The organism is Streptomyces sp. A1277 (assembly GCF_004795015.1).
Taxonomy (GTDB): domain Bacteria; phylum Actinomycetota; class Actinomycetes; order Streptomycetales; family Streptomycetaceae; genus Streptomyces.
The window spans coordinates 1-23,844 of record NZ_SSBI01000071.1 but is presented as its reverse complement, the minus strand read 5'-3'; the positions used below and the strand labels follow the sequence as shown (position 1 = coordinate 23,844).

The 23,844-nt window shown below is 70.9% G+C and carries 26 protein-coding genes and 3 pseudogenes; 11 read left to right on the top strand and 18 right to left on the bottom strand.

Going from position 1 to position 23,844, the window contains the following annotated elements:
* Together E6R18_RS32230 and E6R18_RS32225 are read right to left on the bottom strand one after the other, a co-directional pair.
* A pseudogene (locus tag E6R18_RS32230) lies at positions 1-256 on the bottom strand (hypothetical protein); the annotation flags it as partial.
* Positions 257-325: 69 nt separating this feature from the next.
* Positions 326-871, bottom strand: coding sequence for a carboxymuconolactone decarboxylase family protein (locus E6R18_RS32225; protein ID WP_136320406.1), 546 nt, complete (start codon positions 869-871; stop codon positions 326-328).
* 69 nt (positions 872-940) lie between these two features.
* On the opposite strand from E6R18_RS32225, the gene E6R18_RS32220 reads away from it, so the two are divergent.
* A complete protein-coding gene (locus E6R18_RS32220; RefSeq protein WP_136320405.1) occupies positions 941-1,432 on the top strand; it encodes a MarR family transcriptional regulator in 492 nt (163 codons plus the stop codon).
* A 265-nt stretch (positions 1,433-1,697) separates the two neighbouring features.
* Positions 1,698-3,360 (top strand): annotated as a pseudogene (locus tag E6R18_RS32215) (alpha-L-fucosidase).
* Here E6R18_RS32215 and E6R18_RS32210 read toward each other — a convergent pair.
* Positions 3,357-4,004, bottom strand: coding sequence for a response regulator transcription factor (locus E6R18_RS32210; protein WP_136320404.1), 648 nt, complete (start codon positions 4,002-4,004; stop codon positions 3,357-3,359). The pseudogene E6R18_RS32215 and the gene E6R18_RS32210 sit on opposite strands and share 4 nt — an antisense overlap.
* Positions 3,989-5,257: a sensor domain-containing protein gene (locus E6R18_RS32205; RefSeq protein WP_136320403.1), complete on the bottom strand. Its 1,269-nt coding sequence runs from the start codon at positions 5,255-5,257 to the stop codon at positions 3,989-3,991. Before E6R18_RS32205 ends, E6R18_RS32210 begins: the two co-directional genes overlap by 16 nt.
* Positions 5,258-5,496: 239 nt before the next feature.
* Between E6R18_RS32205 and E6R18_RS32200 the strand changes: the two genes are divergently transcribed.
* Positions 5,497-7,629 carry an MMPL family transporter gene (locus E6R18_RS32200; RefSeq protein ID WP_206308488.1) on the top strand — a complete coding sequence of 711 codons (2,133 nt, stop codon included), beginning with the start codon at positions 5,497-5,499 and terminating at the stop codon, positions 7,627-7,629.
* A gap of 73 nt (positions 7,630-7,702) precedes the next feature.
* Here E6R18_RS32200 and E6R18_RS32195 read toward each other — a convergent pair whose 3' ends face one another.
* Together E6R18_RS32195 and glnII are read right to left on the bottom strand one after the other, a co-directional pair.
* Entirely contained in the window at positions 7,703-8,317 is a 615-nt protein-coding gene (locus E6R18_RS32195) for a winged helix-turn-helix domain-containing protein (RefSeq protein WP_136320402.1), read from the bottom strand.
* Positions 8,318-8,771: 454 nt separating this feature from the next.
* Positions 8,772-9,806 carry a glutamine synthetase gene (gene glnII / locus E6R18_RS32190; RefSeq protein WP_136320401.1) on the bottom strand — a complete coding sequence of 345 codons (1,035 nt, stop codon included), beginning with the start codon at positions 9,804-9,806 and terminating at the stop codon, positions 8,772-8,774.
* Positions 9,807-10,094: 288 nt separating this feature from the next.
* Between glnII and E6R18_RS32185 the strand changes: the two genes are divergently transcribed.
* A complete protein-coding gene (locus E6R18_RS32185) occupies positions 10,095-11,003 on the top strand; it encodes a Gfo/Idh/MocA family oxidoreductase (RefSeq protein ID WP_136320400.1) in 909 nt (302 codons plus the stop codon).
* A 232-nt stretch (positions 11,004-11,235) separates the two neighbouring features.
* Here the strand turns inward: E6R18_RS32185 and E6R18_RS32180 are convergent, their stop codons facing one another.
* Positions 11,236-11,595, bottom strand: coding sequence for an arsenate reductase family protein (locus E6R18_RS32180; protein ID WP_136320399.1), 360 nt, complete (start codon positions 11,593-11,595; stop codon positions 11,236-11,238).
* Positions 11,596-11,735: 140 nt separating this feature from the next.
* Between E6R18_RS32180 and E6R18_RS32175 the strand changes: the two genes are divergently transcribed.
* The gene (locus E6R18_RS32175) at positions 11,736-12,017 is read left to right on the top strand and encodes a hypothetical protein (protein WP_136320398.1); all 282 of its coding nucleotides are present in this window, start codon (positions 11,736-11,738) and stop codon (positions 12,015-12,017) included.
* Between the two features lie 48 nt (positions 12,018-12,065).
* Here the strand turns inward: E6R18_RS32175 and E6R18_RS32170 are convergent, their stop codons facing one another.
* A complete protein-coding gene (locus E6R18_RS32170; protein WP_136320397.1) occupies positions 12,066-12,506 on the bottom strand; it encodes a hypothetical protein in 441 nt (146 codons plus the stop codon).
* Positions 12,507-12,598: 92 nt separating this feature from the next.
* Positions 12,599-12,973: a VOC family protein gene (locus tag E6R18_RS32165; protein ID WP_136320396.1), complete on the bottom strand. Its 375-nt coding sequence runs from the start codon at positions 12,971-12,973 to the stop codon at positions 12,599-12,601.
* Positions 12,974-13,458: 485 nt separating this feature from the next.
* On the opposite strand from E6R18_RS32165, the gene E6R18_RS32160 reads away from it, so the two are divergent.
* Entirely contained in the window at positions 13,459-14,964 is a 1,506-nt protein-coding gene (locus E6R18_RS32160) for a SulP family inorganic anion transporter (RefSeq protein ID WP_136320395.1), read from the top strand.
* 108 nt (positions 14,965-15,072) lie between these two features.
* Here the strand turns inward: E6R18_RS32160 and E6R18_RS35430 are convergent, their stop codons facing one another.
* The 4 genes from E6R18_RS35430 to E6R18_RS34300 form a co-directional block, all read right to left on the bottom strand.
* Positions 15,073-15,474: a hypothetical protein gene (locus E6R18_RS35430; RefSeq protein ID WP_346765018.1), complete on the bottom strand. Its 402-nt coding sequence runs from the start codon at positions 15,472-15,474 to the stop codon at positions 15,073-15,075.
* A 72-nt stretch (positions 15,475-15,546) separates the two neighbouring features.
* On the bottom strand, positions 15,547-15,687 hold the full coding sequence (locus E6R18_RS32150; protein ID WP_136320393.1) for an albusnodin family lasso peptide: 141 nt from the start codon (positions 15,685-15,687) through the stop codon (positions 15,547-15,549).
* Positions 15,688-15,849: 162 nt separating this feature from the next.
* Complete coding sequence (locus E6R18_RS32145; protein ID WP_136320392.1) at positions 15,850-16,065, bottom strand: hypothetical protein; 216 nt, start codon at positions 16,063-16,065, stop codon at positions 15,850-15,852.
* Positions 16,062-16,205, bottom strand: coding sequence for a hypothetical protein (locus E6R18_RS34300; RefSeq protein ID WP_168712495.1), 144 nt, complete (start codon positions 16,203-16,205; stop codon positions 16,062-16,064). The genes E6R18_RS32145 and E6R18_RS34300 overlap by 4 nt, the downstream gene beginning before the upstream one ends.
* A gap of 242 nt (positions 16,206-16,447) precedes the next feature.
* Here E6R18_RS34300 and E6R18_RS32140 point away from each other — a divergent pair, with 242 nt between their 5' ends.
* The 3 genes from E6R18_RS32140 to E6R18_RS32130 all read left to right on the top strand — a co-directional run bounded on the left by E6R18_RS32140 (position 16,448) and on the right by E6R18_RS32130 (position 17,571).
* Positions 16,448-16,666, top strand: coding sequence for a hypothetical protein (locus E6R18_RS32140; RefSeq protein WP_136320391.1), 219 nt, complete (start codon positions 16,448-16,450; stop codon positions 16,664-16,666).
* Between the two features lie 41 nt (positions 16,667-16,707).
* A complete protein-coding gene (locus E6R18_RS32135; RefSeq protein ID WP_206308487.1) occupies positions 16,708-17,325 on the top strand; it encodes a hypothetical protein in 618 nt (205 codons plus the stop codon).
* Between the two features lie 105 nt (positions 17,326-17,430).
* A complete protein-coding gene (locus E6R18_RS32130) occupies positions 17,431-17,571 on the top strand; it encodes a hypothetical protein (RefSeq protein ID WP_240799924.1) in 141 nt (46 codons plus the stop codon).
* Positions 17,572-17,686: 115 nt separating this feature from the next.
* Here the strand turns inward: E6R18_RS32130 and glnA are convergent, their stop codons facing one another.
* The gene (gene glnA, locus E6R18_RS32125) at positions 17,687-19,096 is read right to left on the bottom strand and encodes a type I glutamate--ammonia ligase (protein ID WP_136320390.1); all 1,410 of its coding nucleotides are present in this window, start codon (positions 19,094-19,096) and stop codon (positions 17,687-17,689) included.
* Between the two features lie 284 nt (positions 19,097-19,380).
* On the opposite strand from glnA, the gene E6R18_RS32120 reads away from it, so the two are divergent.
* Positions 19,381-19,848, top strand: a complete 468-nt coding sequence (locus E6R18_RS32120; RefSeq protein WP_168712494.1) for an RDD family protein — start codon at positions 19,381-19,383, stop codon at positions 19,846-19,848.
* An 80-nt stretch (positions 19,849-19,928) separates the two neighbouring features.
* On the opposite strand, the gene E6R18_RS32115 is transcribed toward E6R18_RS32120, so the two are convergent.
* From E6R18_RS32115 to lipB, 4 genes are all read right to left on the bottom strand, one after another.
* Complete coding sequence (locus E6R18_RS32115; RefSeq protein ID WP_136320389.1) at positions 19,929-20,639, bottom strand: DUF4191 domain-containing protein; 711 nt, start codon at positions 20,637-20,639, stop codon at positions 19,929-19,931.
* 10 nt (positions 20,640-20,649) lie between these two features.
* Positions 20,650-20,865 (bottom strand): hypothetical protein, encoded by a 216-nt coding sequence (locus tag E6R18_RS32110; RefSeq protein WP_136320388.1) that lies wholly within the window; start codon positions 20,863-20,865, stop codon positions 20,650-20,652.
* Positions 20,866-21,186: 321 nt separating this feature from the next.
* Positions 21,187-22,122: a lipoyl synthase gene (gene lipA, locus E6R18_RS32105; protein WP_136320407.1), complete on the bottom strand. Its 936-nt coding sequence runs from the start codon at positions 22,120-22,122 to the stop codon at positions 21,187-21,189.
* Positions 22,123-22,281: 159 nt separating this feature from the next.
* Positions 22,282-23,094: a lipoyl(octanoyl) transferase LipB gene (gene lipB, locus E6R18_RS32100; RefSeq protein ID WP_136320387.1), complete on the bottom strand. Its 813-nt coding sequence runs from the start codon at positions 23,092-23,094 to the stop codon at positions 22,282-22,284.
* 277 nt (positions 23,095-23,371) lie between these two features.
* Between lipB and E6R18_RS32095 the strand changes: the two are divergent.
* Positions 23,372-23,844 (top strand): annotated as a pseudogene (locus E6R18_RS32095) (regulator); the annotation flags it as partial.

Genomic DNA, 23,844 nt, shown 5'->3' with positions numbered 1-23,844 from the left:
CGCAGGGCTGGGTCCGGCCGGGGCGGCGGGGGAGCGGGACGCCGCCGGCCGCGGCGCCGGCCCGGTGCGCCGCCTGGAGGGAGCGCTGCGCCAGGGCGTGAGCGGTGAGGACGCGCCGGCCGCGGTCCGGCGAGGGCGGCAGGACGAGGTAGCCGATGCGCACCAGGCGCGGGTAGTGCTCGACGAGCGCGGCCTCGGTCTGTTCCGCGTCGACCGGGGCGGCGGCGGTGGACGGTAGCTCTGACAGTGGGCGCACGTTCAGCTGAACGAGCGAATGGTGCGATGGTCACCCCGGGGCGCACCGGCCGGATGCCGGAGGCAGGTGTCAGGCGAACCGCGCCAGCGGGCCGTCCACCGGTGCGTCGGTCATCCGGTTGGCGAAGGTCGACAGGGTGTAGGCGCTGATGCCGAGGACCACCTCCAGCGCGTTGCGTGAGGTGTAGCCGTGCTCCATGAACGGCCGGAGCGCGTCGTCGCCGACGGCCCCGCTCGTCGCGAGGGCGTCCAGGATGAACTGCCGCAGCGCTTCCAGCCGTTCGTCCGGGAGCGGGGCACCCTCGCGCAGGGCGGCGAGGAGCGCGGGATCGGCGTCCAGGGAGGTGAGTATCCCGGTGTGCATCGCCACACAGACGTGGCAGCCGTTCCGGGTGGCCATCGTCATGCTCAGGACCTCGCGGGAGAGCCGGTCCAGGGTGGTGGCCTCGAAGAGGGCGTTCATCTTCAGGAAGCCGCCCAGCACCTCCGGAGAGGTGGCCATCCGGGCGGCGGCGGACGGCAGGAAGCCCTGTTTCTCGGCGATGGCCGCCAGCGCGGGGCGGGCGGCGGCGGGGGCGGATTCGATGGTGTGGTCGGGGAAGACGGTCGCGGACATGGCTGGCCCCTCGCGGTAAACTCGACAACGTGATTGACGAAAACGTAAACCAGGTTGTCGAGTTTCGCAATGGCTGAGCGCGGAGACGGGCGCCCCGCCGAGCCGGGCGCGGGCTTCGAGCTGCCCCTGCTCCTGTTCGCCGGGTTCCGGACGGTCATCGACGGCCTCCACCGCGACCTGGCCGGGCAGGGCCACCCCGACATGCGGCCCGCGTACGGCTACGCCCTCCAGGCGGTGGGCGTCGAGGGGGCGACCGCCAGCGAGATCGGCCGCCGGCTCGGCGTCTCCAAGCAGGCCGCCGGGAAGACCGTGGAGAAGCTCGAAAGCCTCGGCTACGTGGAGCGCGCCGACGACCCGAGTGACGGGCGCCGCAAGCTGGTCCGGCTGACCGCGCGGGGCATCGACGTACTGGTCCGGTCCGCCGAGGGCTTCGACCGGCTGCGGGCCGAGTGGGTCCGCGCGCTGGGGGCCGAGCGGGTCCGCGCCCTGGAGGACGACCTGCGCACGATGGCCCCGGACGGCGCCTTCCGGCTCGATGTGGCGTCCTGGTTCAACGGCTGAGTGCCGTCCCGGTTCAACGGCTGAGGGCGGTCCCGGTTCAACGGCTGAGTGCCGTCCCGGTTCAACGACTGAGGGCGGTCCCGGTTCAACGGCTGAGTGCCGTCCCGGTTCAACGACTGAGGGCGGTCCTGGAGGCTTGGACTTTGCTCATGATAGATAGGACGTATTGAGCCCGTGCCCTTTCCGTGGACCCCCCTGTGCGGCACCATGCACGCGTCGGCACCCGAGAGATCCGACCACTTGTGGTCGTGAAGGAGAGGGAACCATGGCACGACGCACCCATGTGCTCAGCGCGCTCGCGCTGGCGGCCGCCGCCGCGCTCATCCCCGCAACCGCCACCGCGCAGCAGTCCGCGCCCCGGTCGTCCGAGGCCGCCGGTGCGTGCCGTGGGCCCGTGAAACCGGCCTCGCAGATGACGGTCGAGGCGTGCGACAGCCCCGGCCGGATCATCGAGAAGGCGGCGAACACCGTCCCGACCGCCGGGCAGCTGGCCTGGCAGCAGCGGGAGGTCACCGCCTTCACGCACTTCGGGATGAACACCTTCACCGGCCGCGAATGGGGCTCGGGCACGGAGGACGAGAAGCTCTTCGCGCCCGGCGGCATCGACGCGGACCAGTGGATGCGCGCCTACAAGGCCGCCGGCGCCGAACAGGTCATGCTCACCGTCAAGCACCACGACGGCTTCGTCCTCTACCCGAGCCGCTACACCGACCACTCGGTCGCCCTCAGCCCCGGCAGCCCCGACGTCGTCGCCGCCTACGTCAAGGCCGCCCGCAAGGCCGGGCTGAAGGTCGGCCTCTACCTCTCGCCCTCGGACGGCGCCGAACTCCCGCACGCCTGGCACGCCGAGTGGGTCGAGAAGATCCGCGCCGAGCAGGCCGAGGGCAAGGCGCTGAGCCTGCCCGAGCGGATGGCCCTGGAGGACGGCGACCGCGCCCCGGCGGGCCAGGGGCGCTTCGGCAACGGCAGCGCCGTCACCGAACGCACCATCCCCACCCTCGTCCCCGGCGACGACCGCGCCGCCCGCGTCAAGAGCGGCAAACTGCCCGGCTTCACGGTGCGGGCCGACGACTACGACGCGTACTACCTCAACCAGCTGTACGAGATCTTCACCCAGTACGGGCCCGCCGAGGAGCTGTGGCTCGACGGCGCCAACCCGTGGTCGGGCTCCGGCATCACCCAGAAGTACGACGTGAAGCAGTGGTTCGACATGGTCAAGGCGCTCTCGCCGAACACCGTCGTCTTCCAGGGCCCTCAGGGGGTGCGCTGGGTCGGCAACGAGAACGGGACCGCCCGCGAGACCGAGTGGAGCGTCACCCCGCACACCGCCGACCCGTGGACCGGGCTCGGCGGCCTGCCCAACGACTCCACCGACACCGACATCGGCTCCCGCGCCAGGCTCCTCGGCCCGGACGTCCACTACCTCCAGTGGTACCCGGCCGAGGCCGACGTCTCCAACCGCCCCGGCTGGTTCTACCACGAGGACGAACAGCCCAAGAGCGCCGCGCAGTTGATGGACCTGTACGAGAAGAGCGTCGGCCGCAACACCTCGCTCCTGCTCAACGTCCCGCCCGCGCCCGACGGCCGGATCGCCGACGCGGACGGTGGCGTCACTGACCGCCTTCGGTGCCGACGTGCGCCGGATCTACGGCACCGACGTACGCAAGCAGGGCCCGGGACCGTACACCTTCGACCGGGTCGCCGTCCGCGAGGACGTCCGGCACGGCCAGCGGGTGGAGAAGTTCACCGTGGAGGCGAAGGTCCGCGGGGCCTGGCAGCGGATCACCGAAGGCACCACCATCGGCCACGAACGCATCCTGCCGCTCCCCGGGGCCGTCACCGCGTCGGCGGTCCGCGTCAAGGTGCTGGAATCCCGGGCGAAACCGCACCTGGGGGCCACCACCCTGCACCTGGCAGGCAGCCGCTAACCCCGGTCCAGATACGCCAGTACGGCCAGAACGCGGCGGTTGTCGTCGTCGGAAGGCGGCAGGCCGAGCTTTCCGAAGATGTTCGAGGTGTGCTTGGCCACCGCCCGCTCCGTGATCACCATCTGCGAGGCGATCGCCGCGTTCGACCGGCCCTGCGCCATCAGCTCCATGACCTCCCGCTCGCGCGGAGTCAGGCCGACCATCGGCTTGTCCTGCGAACGCCGCGTCAGCAGCTGCGAGATGACCTGCGGGTCCATCGCCGTCCCGCCCGCCGCGACCCGGCGCACCGCGTCGATGAACTGGTCCGCGTCGAAGACCCGGTCCTTGAGCAGGTAGCCGATCCCGCCGTTGCCGTCCGCCAGCAGCTCGCGCGCGTACAACTGCTCGACGTGCTGGGAGAGTACGAGGACCGGCAGGCCGGGTCTCGCGCGCCGGGCGGCCAGCGCGCACTGCAACCCCTCGTCCGTGTGGGACGGCGGGAGCCGGACGTCGACAACGGCGACGTCCGGCTCCAACTCGGCGAAGGCTCTGGTCAGTTCGGGCCCGGTCTCGACGGCGGCCGCGATCTCGAAGTCGTACGCCTCCAGCATGCGGACCAGGCCGTCGCGCAGCAGGAAGAGATCTTCGGCTAGGACAACTCGCAAGGGATCTCCATGGTCACCATGGTGGGACCGCCCGCGGGGCTGCTGACGGCCATGATGCCGTCGAATGTACCGAGTCGGCGTTCGATTCCGCTCAGGCCCGAGCCCGCGCCGACCGTCGCGCCGCCCTTCCCGTTGTCCGTGACCGAGAACCTGAGCGCGCCCTCGCTGTGGTGCAGGTCCACCCAGATCCGGTCGGCGCCCGAGTGCTTCGCCGCGTTCGTCAGGGCCTCGCTGATCGCGAAGTACGCCGCCGACTCCACCGGCGCCCCGGCCCGGCCGTCCAGTTCCACGTCCACCTCGCACGGGATCGGCAGCCGCAGCGCCAGCGCCTTCACCGCGTCCCCGAGCCCGCGCTCGGCCAGCACCGGCGGGTGGATGCCCCGGACCAGGTCGCGCAGCTCGGTCAGCGCCTCGGCCGAGGACTCCCGGGCCATCGACAGGAGCTTCTTCGCCTGCGCCGGGTCCTTCTCGACCAGCGCCTCGATGGTGCCCAGGTTCATGCCCATGGCGACGAGCCGGGCCTGCGCCCCGTCGTGCAGGTCGCGCTCGATGCGCCGCAGCTCGGACGCGGCCGTGTCGACCGCCTCGTGCCGGGTCTCGGTCAACCGGTCGATGCGCAGGGCGAGTTCCTGCTCCTGGGTGGGGGCCAGCACCGACCGGGCGAGCACGAAGTGCGCCCGCAGCAGCCGCTCGCTCAGCACCACCCCGACCGTGAGGACCACCACGCCGAGCGCGGCGGCCAGCAGGCCCGTCCCCTGGCTGTCGACCGGGATGAACGCGTACCAGTACCGGTCGTCCGTGAACACCCGCCACAGGCCCGCCGCCAGGACGAACCCCTCCACCGGGAAGACCATCAGCGCCACCGACAGCACGGACACCACATACCCGGCCGTCATGTCGACCAGCATCCACCGCATGTCCCGCCAGGTCGCCGGGTCCTTCAGCATCAGCGTGGTCCGCTCCACCTGCCCGATGAACCCGCCGCGCAGATCCTTCGGGAACGGCCGGTACGGGACCGGGATGCGCACGTCCGACCAGGTGATGGCCAGCAGCCGGCGCTGGTTGGCGTGCTTGCGGACCGCCTCCAGGATGTACGGCGTGGTGACCAGGCCGATGCCCAGCGGGATCAAGGTCATGGAGACCAGCGCCAGTACGAAGAGCGTGACCGACCCCACGATGGCGGCGAACGACAGCACCAGCCCCCGCCACGCGGCCAGCAGCGCCGACCCGATCCGTCCCCGTTTCGTGTCCATCGCGGTCCCTCTCACCCTCGCCGGGCCCTCGTGCCGGCCCCGTGTCGCACACAGTCTGACCCGGCGGGCCCCGCGGGCGTCAGCCGGTTCCCCACCCGGTCGGGGTGTACCTAGCACCACCCCTGTGACCTCGCCCTACGTCCTGCGGAGCGGGGGCTTCAGCGGCTGGGGCGGCGGCGGGCGCCTTCCTAGATTCGAGGGGCATCGTCGGACATCCACCAACAGGGGGCGAACACGCCATGAGGCGTAACCTCGCGGCACGTATCGGTGTGTGGAGCGCACACCACCGCAAGACGGCCATTCTCGGCTGGCTGCTCTTCGTCGTACTCGCCGCGGGTATCGGCGGCGCTTCGGGCATGGTCGAGATGACCGACGCGGAGAACGGCGCGGGCGACTCGGCCCGCGCCGAACAGATCCTGTCCGACGCGGGTCTCGGCCACCGGGCCGGCGAGCTCGTCATGGTGTCCGCGGCCGAGCCGGACGGCTGGCGGACCGCCGCCCGGGAGCTGACCGCCGCCATCGACAGGACCGGCGAGGTCACCGGCCTCGCGGACCCGGTCCCCTCCAAGGACGGCAGGGACGCGCTGATCACCTTCGAGATGAAGGGCGACGCGGACACCGCCGGCGACCGGGTGCAGCCCGTGCTGGACGCCGTGGCCGGGGTGGGGGAGAAGCGGCCGGACGTCACCATCCACCAGTTCGGCGACGCCAGCGCCGGCAAGTGGCTCGGCGATCTGCTCTCCGACGACTTCAAGAAGGCCGAGTTCACCGCCGTACCCCTGGCCCTGGGCATCCTGCTCGTCGCCTTCGGCGCGGTCGTCGCGGCTCTGCTGCCCGTAGGGCTGGCCCTCACCGCGTGCCTGGCGGCCTTCGGACTGCTCTCGCTGGCCAGCCACCAGCTGCACCTCTTCCAGACCACGTACTCCGTGATGTTCCTGATGGGCTTCGCCGTCGGCGTCGACTACTGCCTGTTCTACCTGCGGCGCGAACGCGACGAGCGGGCCGCCGGGCGCGACGCCGAGACCGCCCTGCGGATCGCCGCCGCCACCAGCGGCCGGGCCGTGCTCGTCTCCGGGCTCACCGTGATGGTCGCGATGGCCGGCATGTTCCTGTCCGGGCTGATGCTCTTCAAGGGCTTCGCGCTCGCCACGATCACCGTCGTCCTGATCGCCATGCTGGGCTCCGTCACGGTGCTGCCCGCCCTGCTGTCCTGGCTGGGCGACCGCGTCGAGGCGGGCCGGGTGCCGCTGCTCAACCGGCGCGGCAAGCGGGGCCGGAAGGAGAGCGGAGGGGTCGCCGGCCGGCTGCTGCGGCCCGCCCTGCGCAACCCGAAGTTCTCCGCCGCCGCCTCCGTCGCCGTCCTGCTGGTGCTCGCCGCGCCCGCCCTCGGCATGAAGACCGAATCCCTCGGCCTGGAGAAGCAGTTCGGCTCCGACTCCGCGCTGTCCGTCGCCTACCGCCACATCAGCGAGACCTTCCCCGGCGGCCCCGCCCCCGCCCAGGTCGTCGTCGAGGCGGACGACATCACCGCGCCCGGCGTCCGCAAGGCCCTCGCCGGCTTCGACCACGTCACCGTGCACCGGGCGCAGAACGTCGCGGAGTTCGAGGTCCCGCTGCCCGGCGGCAAGGACGGCCTCGCCGAACTGCGCGACGAACGGCTGCCGGCCGCCTTCGACTCCACCGGCGCCCGTGCCTACGTCACCGGTGAGGTGGCCGGGTCCGTCGACTTCAACGACCAGTTGAAGAGCGGCATGGCTCCCGTATTCCTCTTCGTCACCGCGGTGACGTTCCTGCTGATGCTGTTCTGCTTCCGGTCGTACGTCATCGCCGTGACCTCCGTCCTGCTCAACCTGCTCTCGGTGGCCGCCGCGTACGGGGTGATGACCGCCGTCTTCCAGCACGGCTGGGGCGCCGGACTGATCGGCTCGGAAGGCGTCGGCGCGGTCGAGGCGTGGATGCCGCTGTTCGTCCTCGTCGTCCTGTTCGGTCTCTCGATGGACTACCACGTCTTCGTGGTCTCCCGCATCCGCGAGGCCCACGGCCGGGGGCTCGCCACCCGGGCCGCGATCGACGAGGGCATCCGGCGCACGGCCGGGGCGGTGACCGGCGCGGCCGTGATCATGGTGGCGGTGTTCTCGGTCTTCGCGACGCTCTCGATGCAGGACATGCAGCAGATGGGCGTCGGCCTGGCCGTCGCGGTGCTGCTGGACGCCACGGTCGTACGGATGGTGCTGCTGCCCTCCGTGATGGCGCTGCTGGGCGAGCGCAACTGGCGCACCCCGCGCGGCCTCGGCCGGCTGCCCGGCCTGGACCACAGCGAACCGGAGCCGGTCGTTCCCGCGACCCCGGTGGGGCCGGGAGCGCGGCGCTGACCGGGGACGTACGAAGGCGGGCCCCCGTCCCCGGTGCGACGCACCGGGGACGGGGGCCCGCCCCGTTCTCCGCTCAGGGGGCGTACTTGTACCCCACCCGCCGCACCGTCTGGATCGAGCGGCGGTGCTCGGCGCCCAGCTTGCGGCGCAGCCGGGCGATGTGGACGTCGACGGTGCGCCCGTCGCCCACGTGCCCGTAGCCCCAGACCGTCGTCACCAACTGGTCGCGGGTGTGCACCCGGTGGGGGTGCGCCACCAGGTGGGCGAGGAGTTCGAACTCCAGGTAGGTGAGATCGAGCAGCTGCCCGTTCACCGAGGCGGAGCGCTGGACGGGATCGATGGTCACCCGCCCGTCCGCCGCCGCTGCCTCCGCCGGCGGCTCCGGCACCGCGTACTGGGCGGCGGCGGCCGCGAAGGCGGGCTGCTGGTCGGCGGGCACGAGCACCAGGTAGCCGACCATCGGCGGCCGGCCCGGCAGGCTGGGCAGGGCGTGCTGAGGCGCCGGCAGCCAGGTCGCACCCGGCGTCAGGAGCGCGGATACGTCGGCCTGCTGGACGGCCTCGTCGGGGGCGACGGCGCGCAGCCGGTGCCGGTTGGGGGAGTGGGTAGGGGCGGACGCGGTCGCAGCGGTCACCGTCGGCGCTGCGGTGGCAGCGGCTGCGGCGGAGAAGGAACGGGTGTTCGGCATGAGGGGTCAGCTCTTTCGCGCGAGGAGTCGTCGGGTGGACGGACTTGCTGCGTGCGCGCGGACCGGAGGCCGGGTGAGCGGCTTTACGGGGCCGGCGCGTTCAGCGCGCGGCAACACACCCGGTCGAAGTCGTGGTGCTGACGTGAGGGCCAGAACGGCTCGAGGTCGCTGCGACCTGTCGAGGTGTGCGGGAAGCCGGCCATGCCCCCATTGAACCAGAGAACGGCACGCGGCAGCAGACCTCTCTCACCCGTCGATACGGACCCTTTGCGTTACGTTCCTCACGCCGGGGGCCGACGGCGACGCGGACATGGCTCGCCGCCCAGCCCGCCCGGTGCTCCGACTCGTAGCCCCGCCCGCCTCGTGCCACACCTGGAGGAAGGTGACGACGCCGGAGGGGGTGCCCACCGGACCCCCGGTGGGCACCCCCTCGTACGGGCGTCGAGGTCTGGACTCAGACCTGGCCGGCCTTCTCCAGCGCCGTGCAGCAGGTGTCCACGATCAGCCGCGTGACGACGTACGGGTCGACGTTGGCGTTCGGGCGGCGGTCCTCGATGTAGCCCTTGCCGTCCTGCTCCACCTGCCACGGGATGCGGACCGACGCACCGCGGTCGCAGACGCCGTAGCTGTACTCGTTCCACGGGGCCGTCTCGTGCAGACCGGTCAGCCGGTCGTCGATGCCCGCGCCGTAGTTCTTGACGTGGTCCATCGGCTTCGAGCCCTCACCCAGCGACTCGCACGCCGTGATGATCGCGTCATAGCCCTCGCGCATCGCCTTGGTGGAGAAGTTGGTGTGCGCGCCCGCGCCGTTCCAGTCGCCCTTGACCGGCTTCGGGTCGAGCGTCGCGGAGACGTTGAAGTCCTCGGCGGTGCGGTAGAGCAGCCAGCGGGCGATCCACAGCTGGTCGGAGACCTCCAGCGGCGACAGCGGGCCCACCTGGAACTCCCACTGACCGGGCATGACCTCGGCGTTGATGCCGGAGATCCCCAGGCCCGCCTTCAGACAGTTGTCGAGGTGCTTCTCGACGATCTCGCGGCCGAAGATCTCGTCCGCGCCGACACCGCAGTAGTAACCGCCCTGCGCGGCCGGGAAGCCGCCCTCGGGAAAGCCGAGCGGCCGGTGGCCGTCGAAGAACGTGTACTCCTGCTCGATGCCGAAGATCGCCTCCTGCCCGGCGAACTGCTCGGCGACCGGGCGCAGCTGCGCCCGCGTGTTGGAGGCGTGCGGGGTCATGCCGATGTCGAAGACCTCGCACAGGACCAGGACGTCGTCGCCGCCGCGGATCGGGTCCGGACAGGTGAAGACCGGCTTCAGCACCCGGTCCGAGGCGTGGCCCTCGGCCTGGCTGGTGCTCGACCCGTCGAAGCCCCAGACCGGCAGCTCGGCCACGTCGGACGACGGGCTACCGGGCATGATCTTGGTCTTGGAACGGAGCTTGGCGGTCGGCTCGGTGCCGTCGATCCAGATGTACTCAGCCTTGAACGTCACGGAAGCCATCCTTTGCGGGTGCTGCGGTCTATGCGATGCAGCTTCGCAAGGCGCGATTTCCCGTCCGTTGCCCTCGTGTGAACCCCGTGTTACCTGGGTTCCGGAAGAAACCGCCCGGCGATTGAGGGAGGGGGACGGGGCCGGGTGCTCGCGGCTGCCGGGCGGAGCCGCACCCGTGGGGGCCGTACACCCCGCCACCGCGTTGCCCGGCGGACCGGGCCTGCCGCCCGGGGCGCGCGGGCGGCCCAGGGATCCCGGTACCGCGGCCCCACCGGGCACACTGGTGCCATGACGACACCGGAGAACCCCCTGCGTATCGGACTGGCCGGCACCGGCCCCTGGGCCCGCAACACCCACGCCCCCGCCCTGGCCGCCCACCCCGGCGCCGTGCTCAGCGGAGTGTGGGGCCGGCGCGCCGAGGCCGCCGGGGAGCTGGCCGCCGCGTACGGGGCCCCGGCCTACTCCGGTGACGCGGGGCTCGACGAGCTGTTCGCGACGAGCGACGCCATCGCGTTCGCGCTGCCGCCGGACGTACAGGCCCCGCTGGCCGCACGCGCCGCCGCGGCCGGCTGCCACCTGATCATGGACAAGCCGGTCGCCACCACGGTCGCCGGGGCCCGCGAGGTGGCCGAGGCCGCGGAGCAGGCCCGGGTCGCCTCCGTCGTCTTCTGCACGCTGCGGTTCGCGCCGCAGACCTCCGCCTGGATCGCCGAACAGGCCGCGGCGGGCGACTGGTTCACCGCCCGCGCGGACTGGATCGGCGCGCTGTGGGCCCCCGGGGCGGACAACGAGTACGCCGCCTCCCCCTGGCGCCGCGAGCGGGGCGGCCTCTGGGACGTCGGCCCGCACGCCCTCTCGGTCCTGATCCCGGTCCTGGGCGACGTCACGGAGCTGACCGCCGCCCGCGGCCCCTCCGACGTCCACCACCTCGTCCTGCGCCACACCTCGGGGGCCTCCAGCACGGTGACCCTGGCCCTGGGCGCCCCGGTTGCGGCGGCCGGGGTGGAGGTCCAGCTCCGGGGTGAGCACGGCATCGCCGAACTCCCGCGCTGGGACGGTGTGGTGGACGCGTTCGCGGCGGCGGTGGACGCGCTGATCGCCTCGGTGCGCACGGGTGAGGCCCACCCCTGCGACGTCCGCTTCGGCCTCCGCCTGACCGAACTGCTGGCCGAGGCGGAGGAGCGGGCGGGGAGCTGAGCCCGTGGCGGCGGGCCCCGGCCCAGCCCGGCCCCGCCGCCCCCGCACCGCCCGCCCCCGCACCTAACGCGCCCCGGGCCGCGGCCGCCGCGCACCGCCTGCTGCCGCGCGCGGACGGCGATCCTGCCGGCCGCCACCCACCACACACTGCCGCTGCACGCGGCGACGGCCCCCGGACTCACCGACGCGATGGCGCGGTTCCTCGACGCGCGGGAAGGATAGGCAGGTCCCCTCAGCGCCCCATCGCGTCCCGGACCGCCTCGTCCGTACGGGCCACGACAGCCGTGCCGTCCTCCGCCGTGATGATCGGCCGCTGGATCAGCTTCGGGTGCTCGGCGAGAGCGGTGATCCACCGCTCCCGGGCCTCCGGCTCGCGCGGCCAGTCCTTGAGGCCGAGCTCCTTCGCGTCCGCCTCCTGCGTCCGCGTGATGTCCCACGGCTCAAGCCCCAGCCGGTCGAGCACGGCCCGGATCTCCTCCGGCGACGGCACGTCCTCCAGGTAGCGGCGAACCGTGTAGTCGGCCCCCTCCGCGTCGAGCAACCGCACCGCGCTGCGGCACTTGGAACAGGCGGGATTGATCCAGATCTCCATGGGGCCAAAGGTACGGGACGGACTCGCCGAAGACCGGTGAAAACCCCTCTGGCCAGGGGCGATTGTCAGTGCGGGGCAGTAAAATGGAGGTAGTTCGTGAGGGTTCCGACGAGTACCGCCACCGCGCCAGGAGGTTGCCCATGGCCGTTGCCGCAGTCACGACCAAGCCGCTGACCAAGTCCCCGCTTCAGCCCCCGAGGAAGAAGCCGCTCCCCGCCGGCCGCCCCCGCGAGTGGTACGTCTCGCACAACCGCCGCCTCAAGGCGATGCGCCTGGCCATCGCCCTGCTCGACACCGGCGTCTACCTCCCGTCGAGCGCGAGCAACGCCCGGATACGCACGACCGCCGAGCGCCTCGGCATCCACCCGCCGTCCGACACCACCTGCCGCATGGTCCGCGCCCTCATCCGCTACGGCCGCTGACCGGAAGGACGGGCGCCCCGCGAGAGCACCGGGGCGCCCGTCCCCGTTTCAGTACCCGTCGCACGTGGCCGTGGCGAACGCACCCGACGCCGAATCGGTGCGTCGCGTACCGTCGTCCACGGTCACCGCACAGGAGACGTCGCCGCCGGCCCGGCCGACGCTGACGACGAACGAGCCCCCGCTCATGAACCCCTTCGTATCCAGCTCCCCGGCCCACGGCAGGGACCGCAGCGCCAGCCGACCGGTCGACAGCTCCTCACCCCGCCAGGTGCTGTACGTCAGCACCACGTCCTGGGCGGTGCCCGTGACCTCGTACCGGATGTGCACGGTCCGCGAGCCCTCCGAGCGGATCACGTCCGACAGCACCGCCCAGGTCGCGCCCGCGGCGAGCGCCAGCAGCACAGCGATCATCAACAGCACCCACGGCCACATCCGCCGCCGGGGAGGCGGCGGCGGGACCGGGTCGCCGGGGGGCGCCTGCTCACTCATCCCCCCAGCCTCCGCGCATCCGCCCGGCCCCGCGACCCCGCCGCCGCCCCTCCTCGCCCGTCCGGCTTACAGATCCCGCTTACAGATCCCGCTTACAGATAGGGGCGGGTGATCAGCTCGATCGCATGGCCTGCGGGGTCCTTGAAGTACACGCCCCGCCCGCCGCGCTCGGTGTTGGTCTCACCGGGCCGCGTCATCTGCGGATCGGCCCAGTGCTCGACCCCGCCTTCGGCGAGCCGCCGGTAGGCCCGGTCGAACAGCTCCTCGTCGACGAGGAACGCGTAGTGCTGCATCTGGATCTCCACCGGCGGCTCGGCGAACTGGAGCAGCACGCCGTCAGGGAGCCGGATGTTGACGAACGGCCCCCAGGACGGAGCCTCATCGACCTCCAGCAGTTCACGGAAGAACTGCGCGGACGCGTGACGGTCCTTGGAGGCGATGATGGTGTGGTTGAACGAAACTGACATGGGTGAACGACCTCGTGATCTCTTCGTGGCCCGGTACAGGGGAAAACGCACGCTGTACGAGCCGGGGGAGGTCCCCGCGCCAGGCATACGGAACGCGCCGCGAGACGCATCCGGCGGGGGCTCAGCCCACCACCGGGTAGCCGTTCCGTGCATGGCGTATAGCCGGTCCGGTGTTCACGGGCACGACCCTACGTGTACGGGCCGGGAAGGTACAGTTGTACGGCGCCCGAGACCGCGCGTACGCGTGTGCACGTTCCACGCCCTACGCGGTGGAGCCGGGGAACGCGCCCGAATTCCGGTGGGAGAGAGAGCGAGCGAGCGGATGACGACGACGCCCCGCAACGCCGCCTGCCCGCCGTGACCCGTCACCCCTGAGCCCCGGCACGCCGCCCCAGCGCGTCCGCACCCTTTCCGTCCTCGCACGTACCCCCGCACGCCCGCACGCTCCCAGCGACCGGGCGCGCCCGACCGACAGGTACGCCCTCGTGTCTGCTTCTGCACTCTCCTCCACAGCACGGCTGCGCGCCCTCAAGCCCGACTGGATCTCCGACCCCAAGGTGTGGCGCACGGAGGTCCTCGCCGGTCTGGTCGTCGCGCTCGCCCTGATCCCGGAGGCGATCTCGTTCTCGATCATCGCCGGTGTGGACCCCGCGATCGGCCTGTTCGCCTCCTTCACGATGGCGGTCACCATCTCGATCGTCGGCGGCCGGCGCGCGATGATCTCCGCCGCGACGGGCGCGGTCGCCCTGGTGATCGCCCCGCTGAACCGCGAGCACGGCTTCGGTTACCTGATCGCGGCCGTGATCCTCGCCGGCCTCTTCCAGATCGTGCTGGGGGCGCTCGGCGTCGCCAAACTCATGCGGTTCGTGCCACGCTCCGTGATGGTCGGCTTCGTCAACGCCCTGGCCATCCTGATCTTCATGGCGCAGGTGCCCGAGATGCACGACGTGCCCTGGGCGGTGTACCCGCTGATCGCAGGCGGCCTGCTCCTGATGGTGTTCTTCCCCAAGGTCACCCGGGTCGTCCCGGCCCCCCTCGTCTCCATCCTCGTCCTCACCACCATCACCCTGGCGGCCGGCATCGCGGTCCCGAGCGTCGGCGACAAGGGCGAACTGCCCTCCTCGCTCCCCGTACCCGGCCTGCCCGACGTGCCGTTCACCCTGGACACCCTGACCACCGTCGCCCCCTACGCCCTCGCGATGGCGCTGGTCGGCCTCATGGAATCCCTGATGACCGCCCAGCTGGTCGACGACATCACCGACACCCGCTCCAACAAGACCCGCGAGTCCATCGGCCAGGGCATCGCCAACATCGTCACCGGCTTCCTCGGAGGCATGGGCGGCTGCGCCATGATCGGCCAGACCATGATCAACGTCCGGGTCTCCGGAGCCCGCACCCGCCTGTCCACCTTCCTCGCCGGCTCCTTCCTGATGGTGCTCTGCATCGCCTTCGGCCCGGTCGTCTCCGACATCCCGATGGCGGCCCTGGTCGCGGTCATGGTGATGGTCTCGTTCGCGACCTTCGACTGGCACTCCATCGCCCCGAAGACCCTCCGCCGGATGCCGGCGGGCGAAACGGCGGTCATGGTCATCACCGTCGCCATCGTGGTCGCCACGTCCAACCTGGCCATCGGCGTCGTCGTCGGCTCGGTCACCGCCATGGTCATCTTCGCCCGCCGCGTAGCGCACGTGGCCGACGTCACCGCGGTCACCGACCCGGCCGGCGGCCAGGTCGTCTACTCCGTCACCGGCGAACTCTTCTTCGCCTCGTCCAACGACCTGGTCACCCGCTTCGCCTACGCCACCGACCCGGACAAGATCGTCATCGACCTCACCGCCACCCACATCTGGGACGCCTCATCGGTCGCCGCCCTGGACGCGATCGAAACGAAGTACGCCCAACGCGGCAAGACCGTCGAGATCATCGGCCTCAACCAGCCGAGCGCCGACCTGCACCGGACATTGAGCGGGGAGCTGACGGGCGGGCATTGAGGGCTCCTCCGGTTGCGCGAAGGTCCAGAGATCAAGGCCCGCTGCGAGGCCCAGGTCCACTTGGCCTCACTGATCCTCCGGCTCCGCGAGCCGATCCGAGATCCTTAGTCAGACACGGCCCAGGAGCGCCCGCACCACCGAAGGCCCGGTGAGGTCCTGCGCCAAAGCGTCCATCAGCACCTCGTCGCAGACCTGGCCGAGCCAGTATCCGGCCTCCCGCAGTTTCCCCGCGTGCTTGAACCCGGCGCGTTCGTGATCCAGCTCCTCCAAGACCGCGTAAGTACCCGGCCACTGCCACGTGGCGCGCATGGGTACGGGGCGGTCGGCGAGGGCCTGCACCTCTTCAGTGGTGGCCCCGCACAAGCCGATGACATGGATCCGTCGGCCGGCGCGCTGTGCCGTGCGAACGGGCGTGCTGCCGAGCCGCCACAGAGAGGGCGTGGCGATGCTCTCCGCGCCGAGTGGGCGAGGAAGATCGGGCCGGTTGGTGCTGAATCCGCCGATGGGCAACGTGTCCTCCAGGGCCAGGAGCGGGGAGCGGCCCCAGCCCGAAGGCCAGGACCGCGCCCGCTGCGACAGGGATCAGCAGTTGTACGCGCGGCGCTTGTCCTCCGACTGTCCGCAGCCCTGGCCCTCGGTCAGCTCGACGACATCGCCGAGGTCTACCGCTACCGGCGTCTTCTCGGCAGCGGCGTCACTGTTCTCGGTGTGCGTGTCGATCATGGTGGTGCTCCTTTGTGGAGGCGCGAGTGGTGTCTGGTGGTGCCTCCGCCCAGGCCGGTGATCCGGCGGGGCGGAAGTCGGTGGGCCCACCGTCGGGCGTGCCGGCGGTGGCCGGAAGGAGAGCGGCGATGACGGTGTGCGCGAGAATCGTCAATCGCTGCCTCACGTGATGAGCTGAAGGTTCTCCGCGGGCGTCGTCCACTCGACCCCGGACGCGGGCCGCACGTGCCCGACGCGGACAGTCCGTCCGTTGGCCTTCTCGTGAACGATCGCGGTGAGCTCGCCCTCGCTGCGGTTCGCGATGTCGCGGACCTGCCGCCGGTGCAGCCAGGGGTGGTCGTCCTCGTGGAAGAACGATCCGAGACCGACGCCGGTCATTGTGTGGCCTCCTCTTCGAACGGGGCGTCGTCCTCGAACCGGGCGAGGAACGCCGCGAACCCTTCGTGGGCGCGGGCCATCAGGTCGGAGCTCGGGACGCCGTACTCCGGCTGCTCGTCGGTGGGGAGGGGCGTGGTCATCGCGCACTCCTGGCGGGTGAGGTCGGTGCAGCGGGCCGTGCCACGGACAGGGCGTGGTCGCTGCTTCGGGTGAGCCGGCCGGAGCGTCCTTCAACCTCCGGGGCGTGTCACCAGTCAACGACCGTCGGGCGGCTGTGGACAGGAAAGATCGCCGCCGAGCCGCCCGTAGCCAACCGGAAAACTTTGCGTCCGCATTACCCGACGGCTGGTTCGGACGTACCGACCCCGCTACGTTCTGCCGCATGGGAGCGAACGTCATCCTGAAAGGCCGGATGAATGAACTCGGCCTGACACAGGACGGATTAGCGCATCGGATGAACATCGCGCTCGATGATCTCGGCGGGAGGCCGGGCGATGTGTCCGCGCGGACAGTGCGCAGCCTTCTCAACGGCAGCACAGGCCGATCGGCCGCACGTGCGCCGCACTCGAAGCGGTATTCGGCTGCGCTGTCGCGGACCTAGGGTTCGCCCCACCACGCACCGCCGTACAAGCGGAGAACCCAGTGCACCGCCGTACCTTCCTTGTCGCAGCGACCGGAACCGCCGCTGCTGCCTCGCAACGCCGCACGCGACTGGGACGGCCCGACGCCGACCGGTTTCACCTGGAGTACATCGAGTTGCTGGGCGGTGACTCGCGACTCGGCGGGGCGGGAAGAATCGAGAACAAGGCCATCGAGCTCGCGGCACGTATCCAGTCGTCGCTCGCCAACGGTGGCGCCTCGGACCGCGTGCGGCGCCAGATGTACCGGCTCGCCTCCGACGCCATGTGTCTGGCGGGCTCCGCAGCCATCGACGCAAGCGCTCCACGGCGTGCCCGCTCCCACCTCGACAAGGCCCTCCCTCTCGCGGGCCTGGCGCGTGAGGGGGAAGCCATGTACCGCGTCTGGGACCACCTGATGCTCACCTCCAGCCAGCGCGAGAACCACACCGAGGCGGCGGCCGGCGCCGAGGTCATGAAGCGGTCATCGACCGCCCGGCGCGACCCGCTGTACGCGTCGCTGGGACACATGCGGCACGCCAACGCCCTGGCCAGGTTGCACCAGCCCACCGAATCCCTGCGAGCCGTGAGCCTCGCGGAGAAGGCGTTCGGACGCGCCGACGGTGTACAGCCCTCCGTGTAAATCTCGTTCTACGACCGGCCCGGATTCGACGCCCTGCAGTGGCAGGGGACCGGCCGGGCCCAGCAGATCCACGACGCGCTGATCCAATCGGTCGAGGTCGACTTCGTGACGCTCCTGGTCGACTCCACCCACCCGAGGGTGCAAGCCCTGTACGAGAAGTGGGGCTACGAGAAGCGGGACGAGGCCAGGCCCTCCGACGACTCCCCGCTGTACGCGGTCATGGTCAGGACGCTGCGAGAGAGTTAGCGAAGAGCCCTGCCACTCTCCGCGGAGAGTGGCAGGGCTCTTGCTCTGGCGAAGCTGTGTCCGGTACGCCGCCAGGTTTCGACCGCCGGTACGGGTATGTCCCGGCCCCCGCGATCTAGAGGTCGAAGTACAGCTCGAACTCGTGCGGGTGCGGGCGCAGCTGGATCGGGGCGATCTCGTGGGTGCGCTTGTAGTCGATCCACGTCTCGATCAGGTCGGACGTGAAGACGCCGCCGGCCTGGAGGTACTCGTTGTCCGCCTCAAGGGCGTCCAGGACGGCCGGGAGGGAGGTCGGGACCTGCTGGACGTTGGCGTGCTCCTCGGGAGCCAGCTCGTAGAGGTCCTTGTCGATCGGCTCGGCGGGCTCGATCTTGTTCTTGATGCCGTCCAGGCCGGCCATCAGGAGGGCCGAGAAGGCCAGGTACGGGTTGGACGAGGGGTCCGGGGCGCGGAACTCGACGCGCTTGGCCTTCGGGTTGGAGCCGGTGATCGGGATGCGCATCGCGGCGGAGCGGTTGCGCTGCGAGTACACCATGTTGACCGGGGCCTCGAAGCCGGGGACCAGGCGGTGGTAGGAGTTCACCGTCGGGTTGGTGAAGGCCAGCAGCGACGGGGCGTGCTTCAGGATGCCGCCGATGTAGTAGCGCGCCATGTCCGAGAGGCCCGCGTAGCCCTGCTCGTCGTAGAACAGCGGGTCGCCGCCGGCCCACAGGGACTGGTGGACGTGCATGCCCGAGCCGTTGTCGCCGAAGATCGGCTTCGGCATGAAGGTCGCGGTCTTGCCGTTGCGCCAGGCGACGTTCTTCACGATGTACTTGAAGAGCATCAGGTCGTCGGCCGCGGCGAGCAGCGTGTTGAACTTGTAGTTGATCTCGGCCTGGCCGCCGGTGCCGACCTCGTGGTGCTGGCGCTCGATCTCCAGGCCGCTGTTCTGCAGCTCCAGGGACATCTCGGCGCGCAGGTCGGCGAAGTGGTCGACCGGAGAGACGGGGAAGTATCCGCCCTTGTAGCGGACCTTGTAACCGCGGTTGTTCTCGATCGCACCGGTGTTCCAGGCGCCGGCCTCGGAGTCGATGTGGTAGAAGCTCTCGTTCGCCGACGTCTGGAAGCGGACGTTGTCGAAGACGTAGAACTCGGCCTCGGGACCGAAGTACGCGGTGTCGGCGATGCCGGTGGAGGCGAGGTATGCCTCCGCCTTCTTGGCCACGTTGCGCGGGTCACGGCTGTACTGCTCGCCGGTGATCGGATCGTGGATGAAGAAGTTGATGTTGACGGTCTTGTCGCGGCGGAAGGGGTCGACGCGGGCGGTCGACAGGTCCGCGCGCAGCGCCATGTCGGACTCGTGGATGGCCTGGAAGCCGCGGATCGACGAGCCGTCGAAGGCAAGCTCGTCGGCCGGGTTGAAGGTCGCCGCCGGAACGGTGACGTGCTGCATCACACCGGGCAGGTCACAGAACCGGACATCGATGAACTTGACGTCGTTGTCGGCGATGAACTTCTTCGCGTCGTCGGCGTTCTGGAACATCCAACTCCTCCTACTCCCGGCCCGGAGGGACGGGGTTGCAGCTCGTTGTGTGACCAGTGCGGTGGCACACGCTGGACCCGACCATAGGCAGACCGGATTTCTCAAGCATGACCCATTTGTTTCGCCGAAGTTAACCGGGCCGGTTGCGACGAGCGGTCGAAAGGCACCCGGACCGCCTTCGTACCGGGGCCCGGCGGGCTTCCCGGCCGTCTCACCGGCGCGTCCGAGCAATGGGACGGCACCCGCGGGGGAAGGCGCGCGGCCGGGCGCAGTACCGTGGTCGGGTGGACAACAGGCAAGCAATCGGATCGTGGCTCTCCGGGCCGCGCGCGGCCGCCGAGGAGATGGGCGCCGACTTCGGGTACCGGGGCAAGCGGCTCGGCCTCCCCGAGCAGGGCCCCGGGGCCATCGCCCCGCTCGGCCGGCGCTTCGGAGCCCTCTTCATCGACTGGGCCCTGTGCCTGCTGATCGCATACGGACTGTTCGCCCGCGGTGACCAGCAGGCCGCCGGCAACTGGGCACTCGGCGTCTTCCTCGTCATGAGCGTGCTCACGGTCGGCACCATCGGCTGCACCCCCGGCAAGCGCCTCATGGGCATCCGCGTGATCGCCGAGGACGGCGGGCGCCTCGGCCTCGTACGGGTCCTCGTCCGCAGCGTGCTGCTCTGCCTGGCGATCCCGGCCCTCGTCTGGGACCGCGACGGCCGCGGCCTCCACGACCGCCTCGCCCGCGCGGTGCAGGTCCGCCTCTGAGGCGTACGGAACGCGAAGGGGGCGGGCCGTGAACCACGAGGTTCACGGCCCGCCCCCTTCGCGTTCCGTACGCGGTCCGGTCAGCGCATCTTCCCGCCGCGTGGCATCCGCATGCCTTTAGGCATGGGCCCCTTCGGCAGGGGCATGTTGCTCATCAGGTCCCCCATCGCGCGCAGCCGGTCGTTGGCGGCCGTGACCTGGGGGCCGGTCAGGACGCGCGGCAGCTTGAGCATCTTGGTGCGCACCTTCTTCAGCGGCACCTGGCCCTCGCCGTTGCCGACGATGATGTCGTGGACGGGGACGTCCACCACGATGCGGGCCATCTTCTTCTTCTCGGCCGCCAGCAGGCTCTTCACCCGGTTCGGGTTGCCCTCGGCGACCAGCACGATGCCCGCCTTGCCCACGGCGCGGTGGACGACGTCCTGGCTGCGGTTCATCGCGACCGCGGGGGTCGTCGTCCAGCCGCGGCCCACGCGGTCCAGCACCGCCGCCGCTGCGCCCGGCTGGCCCTCCATCTGCCCGAAGGCCGCGCGCTCGGCTCGTCGTCCGAAGACGATCGCCATCGCGAGGAGGGCGAGCACGAAGCCCAGGATGCCCAGGTAGATCGGGTGGTCGATCAGGAAACCGATCGCGAGGATGACACCGAAGGTGACGATTCCCACACCCGCGACCACAAGACCGATCTTGGTGTCGGTCCGCCTGGTCATCTTGTAGGTCAGGGCGATCTGCTTGAGCCGCCCCGCGTTCTCGGCGCTGTCCGCGCCTTCAGTGGTGTTTGCCTTCCTCGCCATGCAATGAAGTTTACGTGGCCCGGGAACGGCGGGCGGCCACGGCCTCCCGTTCCAGTACGTACCCGGACTCGGCCCGGTCCCTGGCCCGGCGGCGGTCCTCCAGGACGGCCGTCCAGGCGTTGCGGCGGGCGGTGCGCTGGCCGCCGCTCAGCAGCAGCGACTCGACGGCGCGGAGGGCATCGGTGACGGTCGGGATGACGGTGGCGCGTACCGGCGCGGCCTGCATCGTGGAAGTCCCCTCGGAAACGATGTGCGTGTGCTGCGCGGACTGGAGACGGGGCGCAGGGGAGGCGGTGGCGGTCGGAGTCACCGTGCTGCGCGTTCATCCAGGGTCACTGTTCGGTGTTACCAGCGCATGACCGGTCGGTCAAACACCAATGAAACCTTGATACGGGCGCCGCGCACGCCGACGCGGTCCGTCCGCGCCCCGGCAGGCTCTCGGACCTGCGAGGAACCTGCGAGGAACCTGCGAGGAGGGGACGGACCGCGCCGGGCGGTGACCGAGCCGATGGTGCGCGGTGTCACACGGGGTGCCGACGCGGTGTGCTTACGCGGAGGGCGCCGGGACCTGGGCCTCGCGCCGGTCCATCGCCTGCTGGAACAGCCGGCCCGCGCGGTACGAGGAGCGGACGAGCGGCCCGGACATCACGCCCGAGTAGCCGATCGCGTCGGCCTCGTCCTTCAGCTCGACGAACTCGTGGGGCTTCACCCAGCGCTCGACGGGGTGGTGGCGCACGGACGGGCGCAGGTACTGCGTGATCGTGATGAGCTCGCAGCCCGCGTCGTACAGGTCCTGGAGCGCCTCGCTGACCTCTTCGCGGGTCTCGCCCATGCCGAGGATCAGGTTGGACTTGGTCACCAGACCGGCCTCGCGGGCCCGGGTGATGACTTCGAGGGAGCGCTCGTAGCGGAAGCCGGGGCGGATGCGCTTGAAGATCCGCGGCACCGTCTCCACGTTGTGCGCGAGCACCTCGGGGCGGGAGGAGAAGACCTCCGCGAGCTGGGCGGGCTCGGCGTTGAAGTCGGGGATCAGCAGCTCGACCTTGGTGCGGCCGGCCTCCCGGTCAGCGGTCAGGGCGTGGATCTGGCGGACGGTCTCCGCGTACAGCCAGGCGCCGCCGTCCTCCAGGTCGTCGCGGGCGACGCCGGTGATGGTGGCGTAGTTCAGGTCCATCGTGACGACCGACTCGCCGACGCGGCGGGGCTCGTCCCGGTCCAGCGCCTGCGGCTTGCCCGTGTCGATCTGGCAGAAGTCACAGCGCCGGGTGCACTGGTCGCCGCCGATGAGGAACGTGGCCTCGCGGTCCTCCCAGCACTCGAAGATGTTGGGGCAGCCGGCCTCCTGGCACACCGTGTGCAGGCCCTCGCTCTTGACGAGTTTCTGCAGCTGGTTGTACTCGGGGCCCATCTTCGCCCGGGTTTTGATCCACTCGGGCTTGCGCTCGATGGGGGTCTGGCTGTTCCGGACCTCAAGGCGCAGCATCTTGCGCCCGTCAGGTGCGACAGACACTCCGGCACTCCCCTTTGCTTTCACTGCATTGGATTCTTCGGCGAACACCAGGGTACGCCCGTAGTTCATTCGGCTTTACGTCTGCCCAACCTGGGGGCGGCAGGGCCTATTCCCGGGGGCGTGTTCCGTGGGTCACGCCGTGGCCATGGCGTCGCCGGTGCGCGCGACGGTGCGCGGGGCGAGTTCGGCGTTCTCCAGGATGTCGCGCAGGTGCTTCTCGACGACCGGGAGGACCTCGGCGATGGTGATGTCGCGGCCGAGTTCACAGGCGAGCGAGGTGACGCCCGCGTCCCGGATGCCGCACGGGACGATCCGGTCGAACCAGGTGTTGTCCGGGTTCACGTTGAACGAGAAGCCGTGCATGGTCACGCCCTTGGCGACGCGGATGCCGATCGCGGCGAGCTTGCGGTCCTCGCGGCGCTGGCCGGCGTTGGAGGGGGCGTACTCCGGGCCGTTGAGCCGGGGGTCGAACTCCTCGTCCTGCATGCGCGGGTCGAAGTCGAGAGTGAGGCCGCCGACGGCGGGGCGCTGCTCGACGGGGTCGCCCAGGACCCAGACGCCGCTGCGGCCCTCGATCCGGGTGGTCTCGACACCGAACTCGGCGGAGGTGCGGATCAGCGCCTCCTCCAGGCGGCGCACGTGCGCGACGACGTCGACCGGGCGGGGCAGCTTCTGGATCGGGTAGCCGACGAGCTGGCCCGGGCCGTGCCAGGTGATCTTGCCGCCGCGGTCCACGTCGATGACGGGGGTGCCGTCGAGGGGGCGCTCGCTGTCGGCCGTGCGCCGGCCGGCCGTGTAGACGGGCGGGTGTTCCAGGAGCAGGCAGGTGTCGGGGACGGTGTCCTCGAAGCGGGCCGCGTGCACCTCACGCTGCTTCTGCCATGCCTCCTGGTAGTCGACGGCGTCCTCGCCGAAACCCAGACGGACGAACCGGAGCTCAGTCACGACAGCAGCCTCTCTACTCGCGGTGCCGCGGTCCGGAGGGTTTCCCCGGCGTCGCGTCACCCTGCACGAATCGCGCCCGGGCCACTGTACGACCGGCGTCGTAGCGGGGGCCCGGCAGGTCTTTCCCGTCAGCGCCACCCGCAATCCTCACACGATCGGATGAATGTGGAGCAAAGGAGGCCGGGGCCGCCCCGCAGACAGTTAAATTCGCGCCGTTCGTCAGAGGACGCCCTGAGGGCTGCCCGCCCGGCCCGGAAGGCAGGAGACCCTACAGCTGATGTCGGAACGACCCCCGCAGCGCACCCCCAACCGTCGGCTCGCCTCACTCATCACCGAGGCCGGTTTCTCCAACGCCGGCCTCGCCCGCCGGGTGGATCAGCTCGGCCTCGAACACGGCCTCGACCTGCGGTACGACAAGACCTCCGTGACCCGCTGGCTGCGCGGCCAGCAGCCCCGGGGCACCACCCCCGCGCTGATCGCCGAGGTCTTCACCCGGCGGCTCGGCCGCCGGCTCTCCGCTCAGGACCTGGGCCTCGACGCCTGCGCCCCCGTCTACGCCGGTCTTGAGTTCGCCGCCTCGCCCGCCGAGGCGGTCGACATCGTCAGCGGGCTGTGGCGCAAGGACTCCGGCAGCCACACCGAGCTGCGGAAGATCGCCTTCACCCCGGCGGGCCTGGTCGTCCCCAGCCGGGACTGGCTGATCGGCCGGGCCGACGAGTGGGTGGGCCGGGGCGGCCCCGTGAGCCCGGT

Excerpts from the sequence above, each read along its gene's own strand:
- E6R18_RS32175 (WP_136320398.1), top strand. The coding sequence starts at position 11,736 with ATGGCCGTTGCCGCAGTCACGACCAAGCCGCTGACCAAGTCCCCGCTT.
- E6R18_RS32200 (WP_206308488.1), top strand. The coding sequence starts at position 5,497 with ATGAGGCGTAACCTCGCGGCACGTATCGGTGTGTGGAGCGCACACCAC.
- E6R18_RS32145 (WP_136320392.1), bottom strand. The coding sequence starts at position 16,065 with ATGACCGGCGTCGGTCTCGGATCGTTCTTCCACGAGGACGACCACCCC.
- E6R18_RS32225 (WP_136320406.1), bottom strand. The coding sequence starts at position 871 with ATGTCCGCGACCGTCTTCCCCGACCACACCATCGAATCCGCCCCCGCC.
- E6R18_RS32205 (WP_136320403.1), bottom strand. The coding sequence starts at position 5,257 with ATGGACACGAAACGGGGACGGATCGGGTCGGCGCTGCTGGCCGCGTGG.
- E6R18_RS32180 (WP_136320399.1), bottom strand. The coding sequence starts at position 11,595 with ATGGAGATCTGGATCAATCCCGCCTGTTCCAAGTGCCGCAGCGCGGTG.
- lipA (WP_136320407.1), bottom strand. The coding sequence starts at position 22,122 with ATGCTGCGCCTTGAGGTCCGGAACAGCCAGACCCCCATCGAGCGCAAG.
- E6R18_RS32150 (WP_136320393.1), bottom strand. The coding sequence starts at position 15,687 with ATGATCGACACGCACACCGAGAACAGTGACGCCGCTGCCGAGAAGACG.
- glnA (WP_136320390.1), bottom strand. The coding sequence starts at position 19,096 with ATGTTCCAGAACGCCGACGACGCGAAGAAGTTCATCGCCGACAACGAC.
- E6R18_RS32195 (WP_136320402.1), bottom strand. The coding sequence starts at position 8,317 with ATGCCGAACACCCGTTCCTTCTCCGCCGCAGCCGCTGCCACCGCAGCG.
- E6R18_RS32115 (WP_136320389.1), bottom strand. The coding sequence starts at position 20,639 with ATGGCGAGGAAGGCAAACACCACTGAAGGCGCGGACAGCGCCGAGAAC.
- E6R18_RS32165 (WP_136320396.1), bottom strand. The coding sequence starts at position 12,973 with ATGTCAGTTTCGTTCAACCACACCATCATCGCCTCCAAGGACCGTCAC.
- E6R18_RS32220 (WP_136320405.1), top strand. The coding sequence starts at position 941 with ATGGCTGAGCGCGGAGACGGGCGCCCCGCCGAGCCGGGCGCGGGCTTC.
- E6R18_RS32140 (WP_136320391.1), top strand. The coding sequence starts at position 16,448 with ATGGGAGCGAACGTCATCCTGAAAGGCCGGATGAATGAACTCGGCCTG.
- E6R18_RS34300 (WP_168712495.1), bottom strand. The coding sequence starts at position 16,205 with ATGACCACGCCCCTCCCCACCGACGAGCAGCCGGAGTACGGCGTCCCG.
- E6R18_RS32185 (WP_136320400.1), top strand. The coding sequence starts at position 10,095 with ATGACGACACCGGAGAACCCCCTGCGTATCGGACTGGCCGGCACCGGC.
- E6R18_RS32110 (WP_136320388.1), bottom strand. The coding sequence starts at position 20,865 with ATGCAGGCCGCGCCGGTACGCGCCACCGTCATCCCGACCGTCACCGAT.
- E6R18_RS32170 (WP_136320397.1), bottom strand. The coding sequence starts at position 12,506 with ATGAGTGAGCAGGCGCCCCCCGGCGACCCGGTCCCGCCGCCGCCTCCC.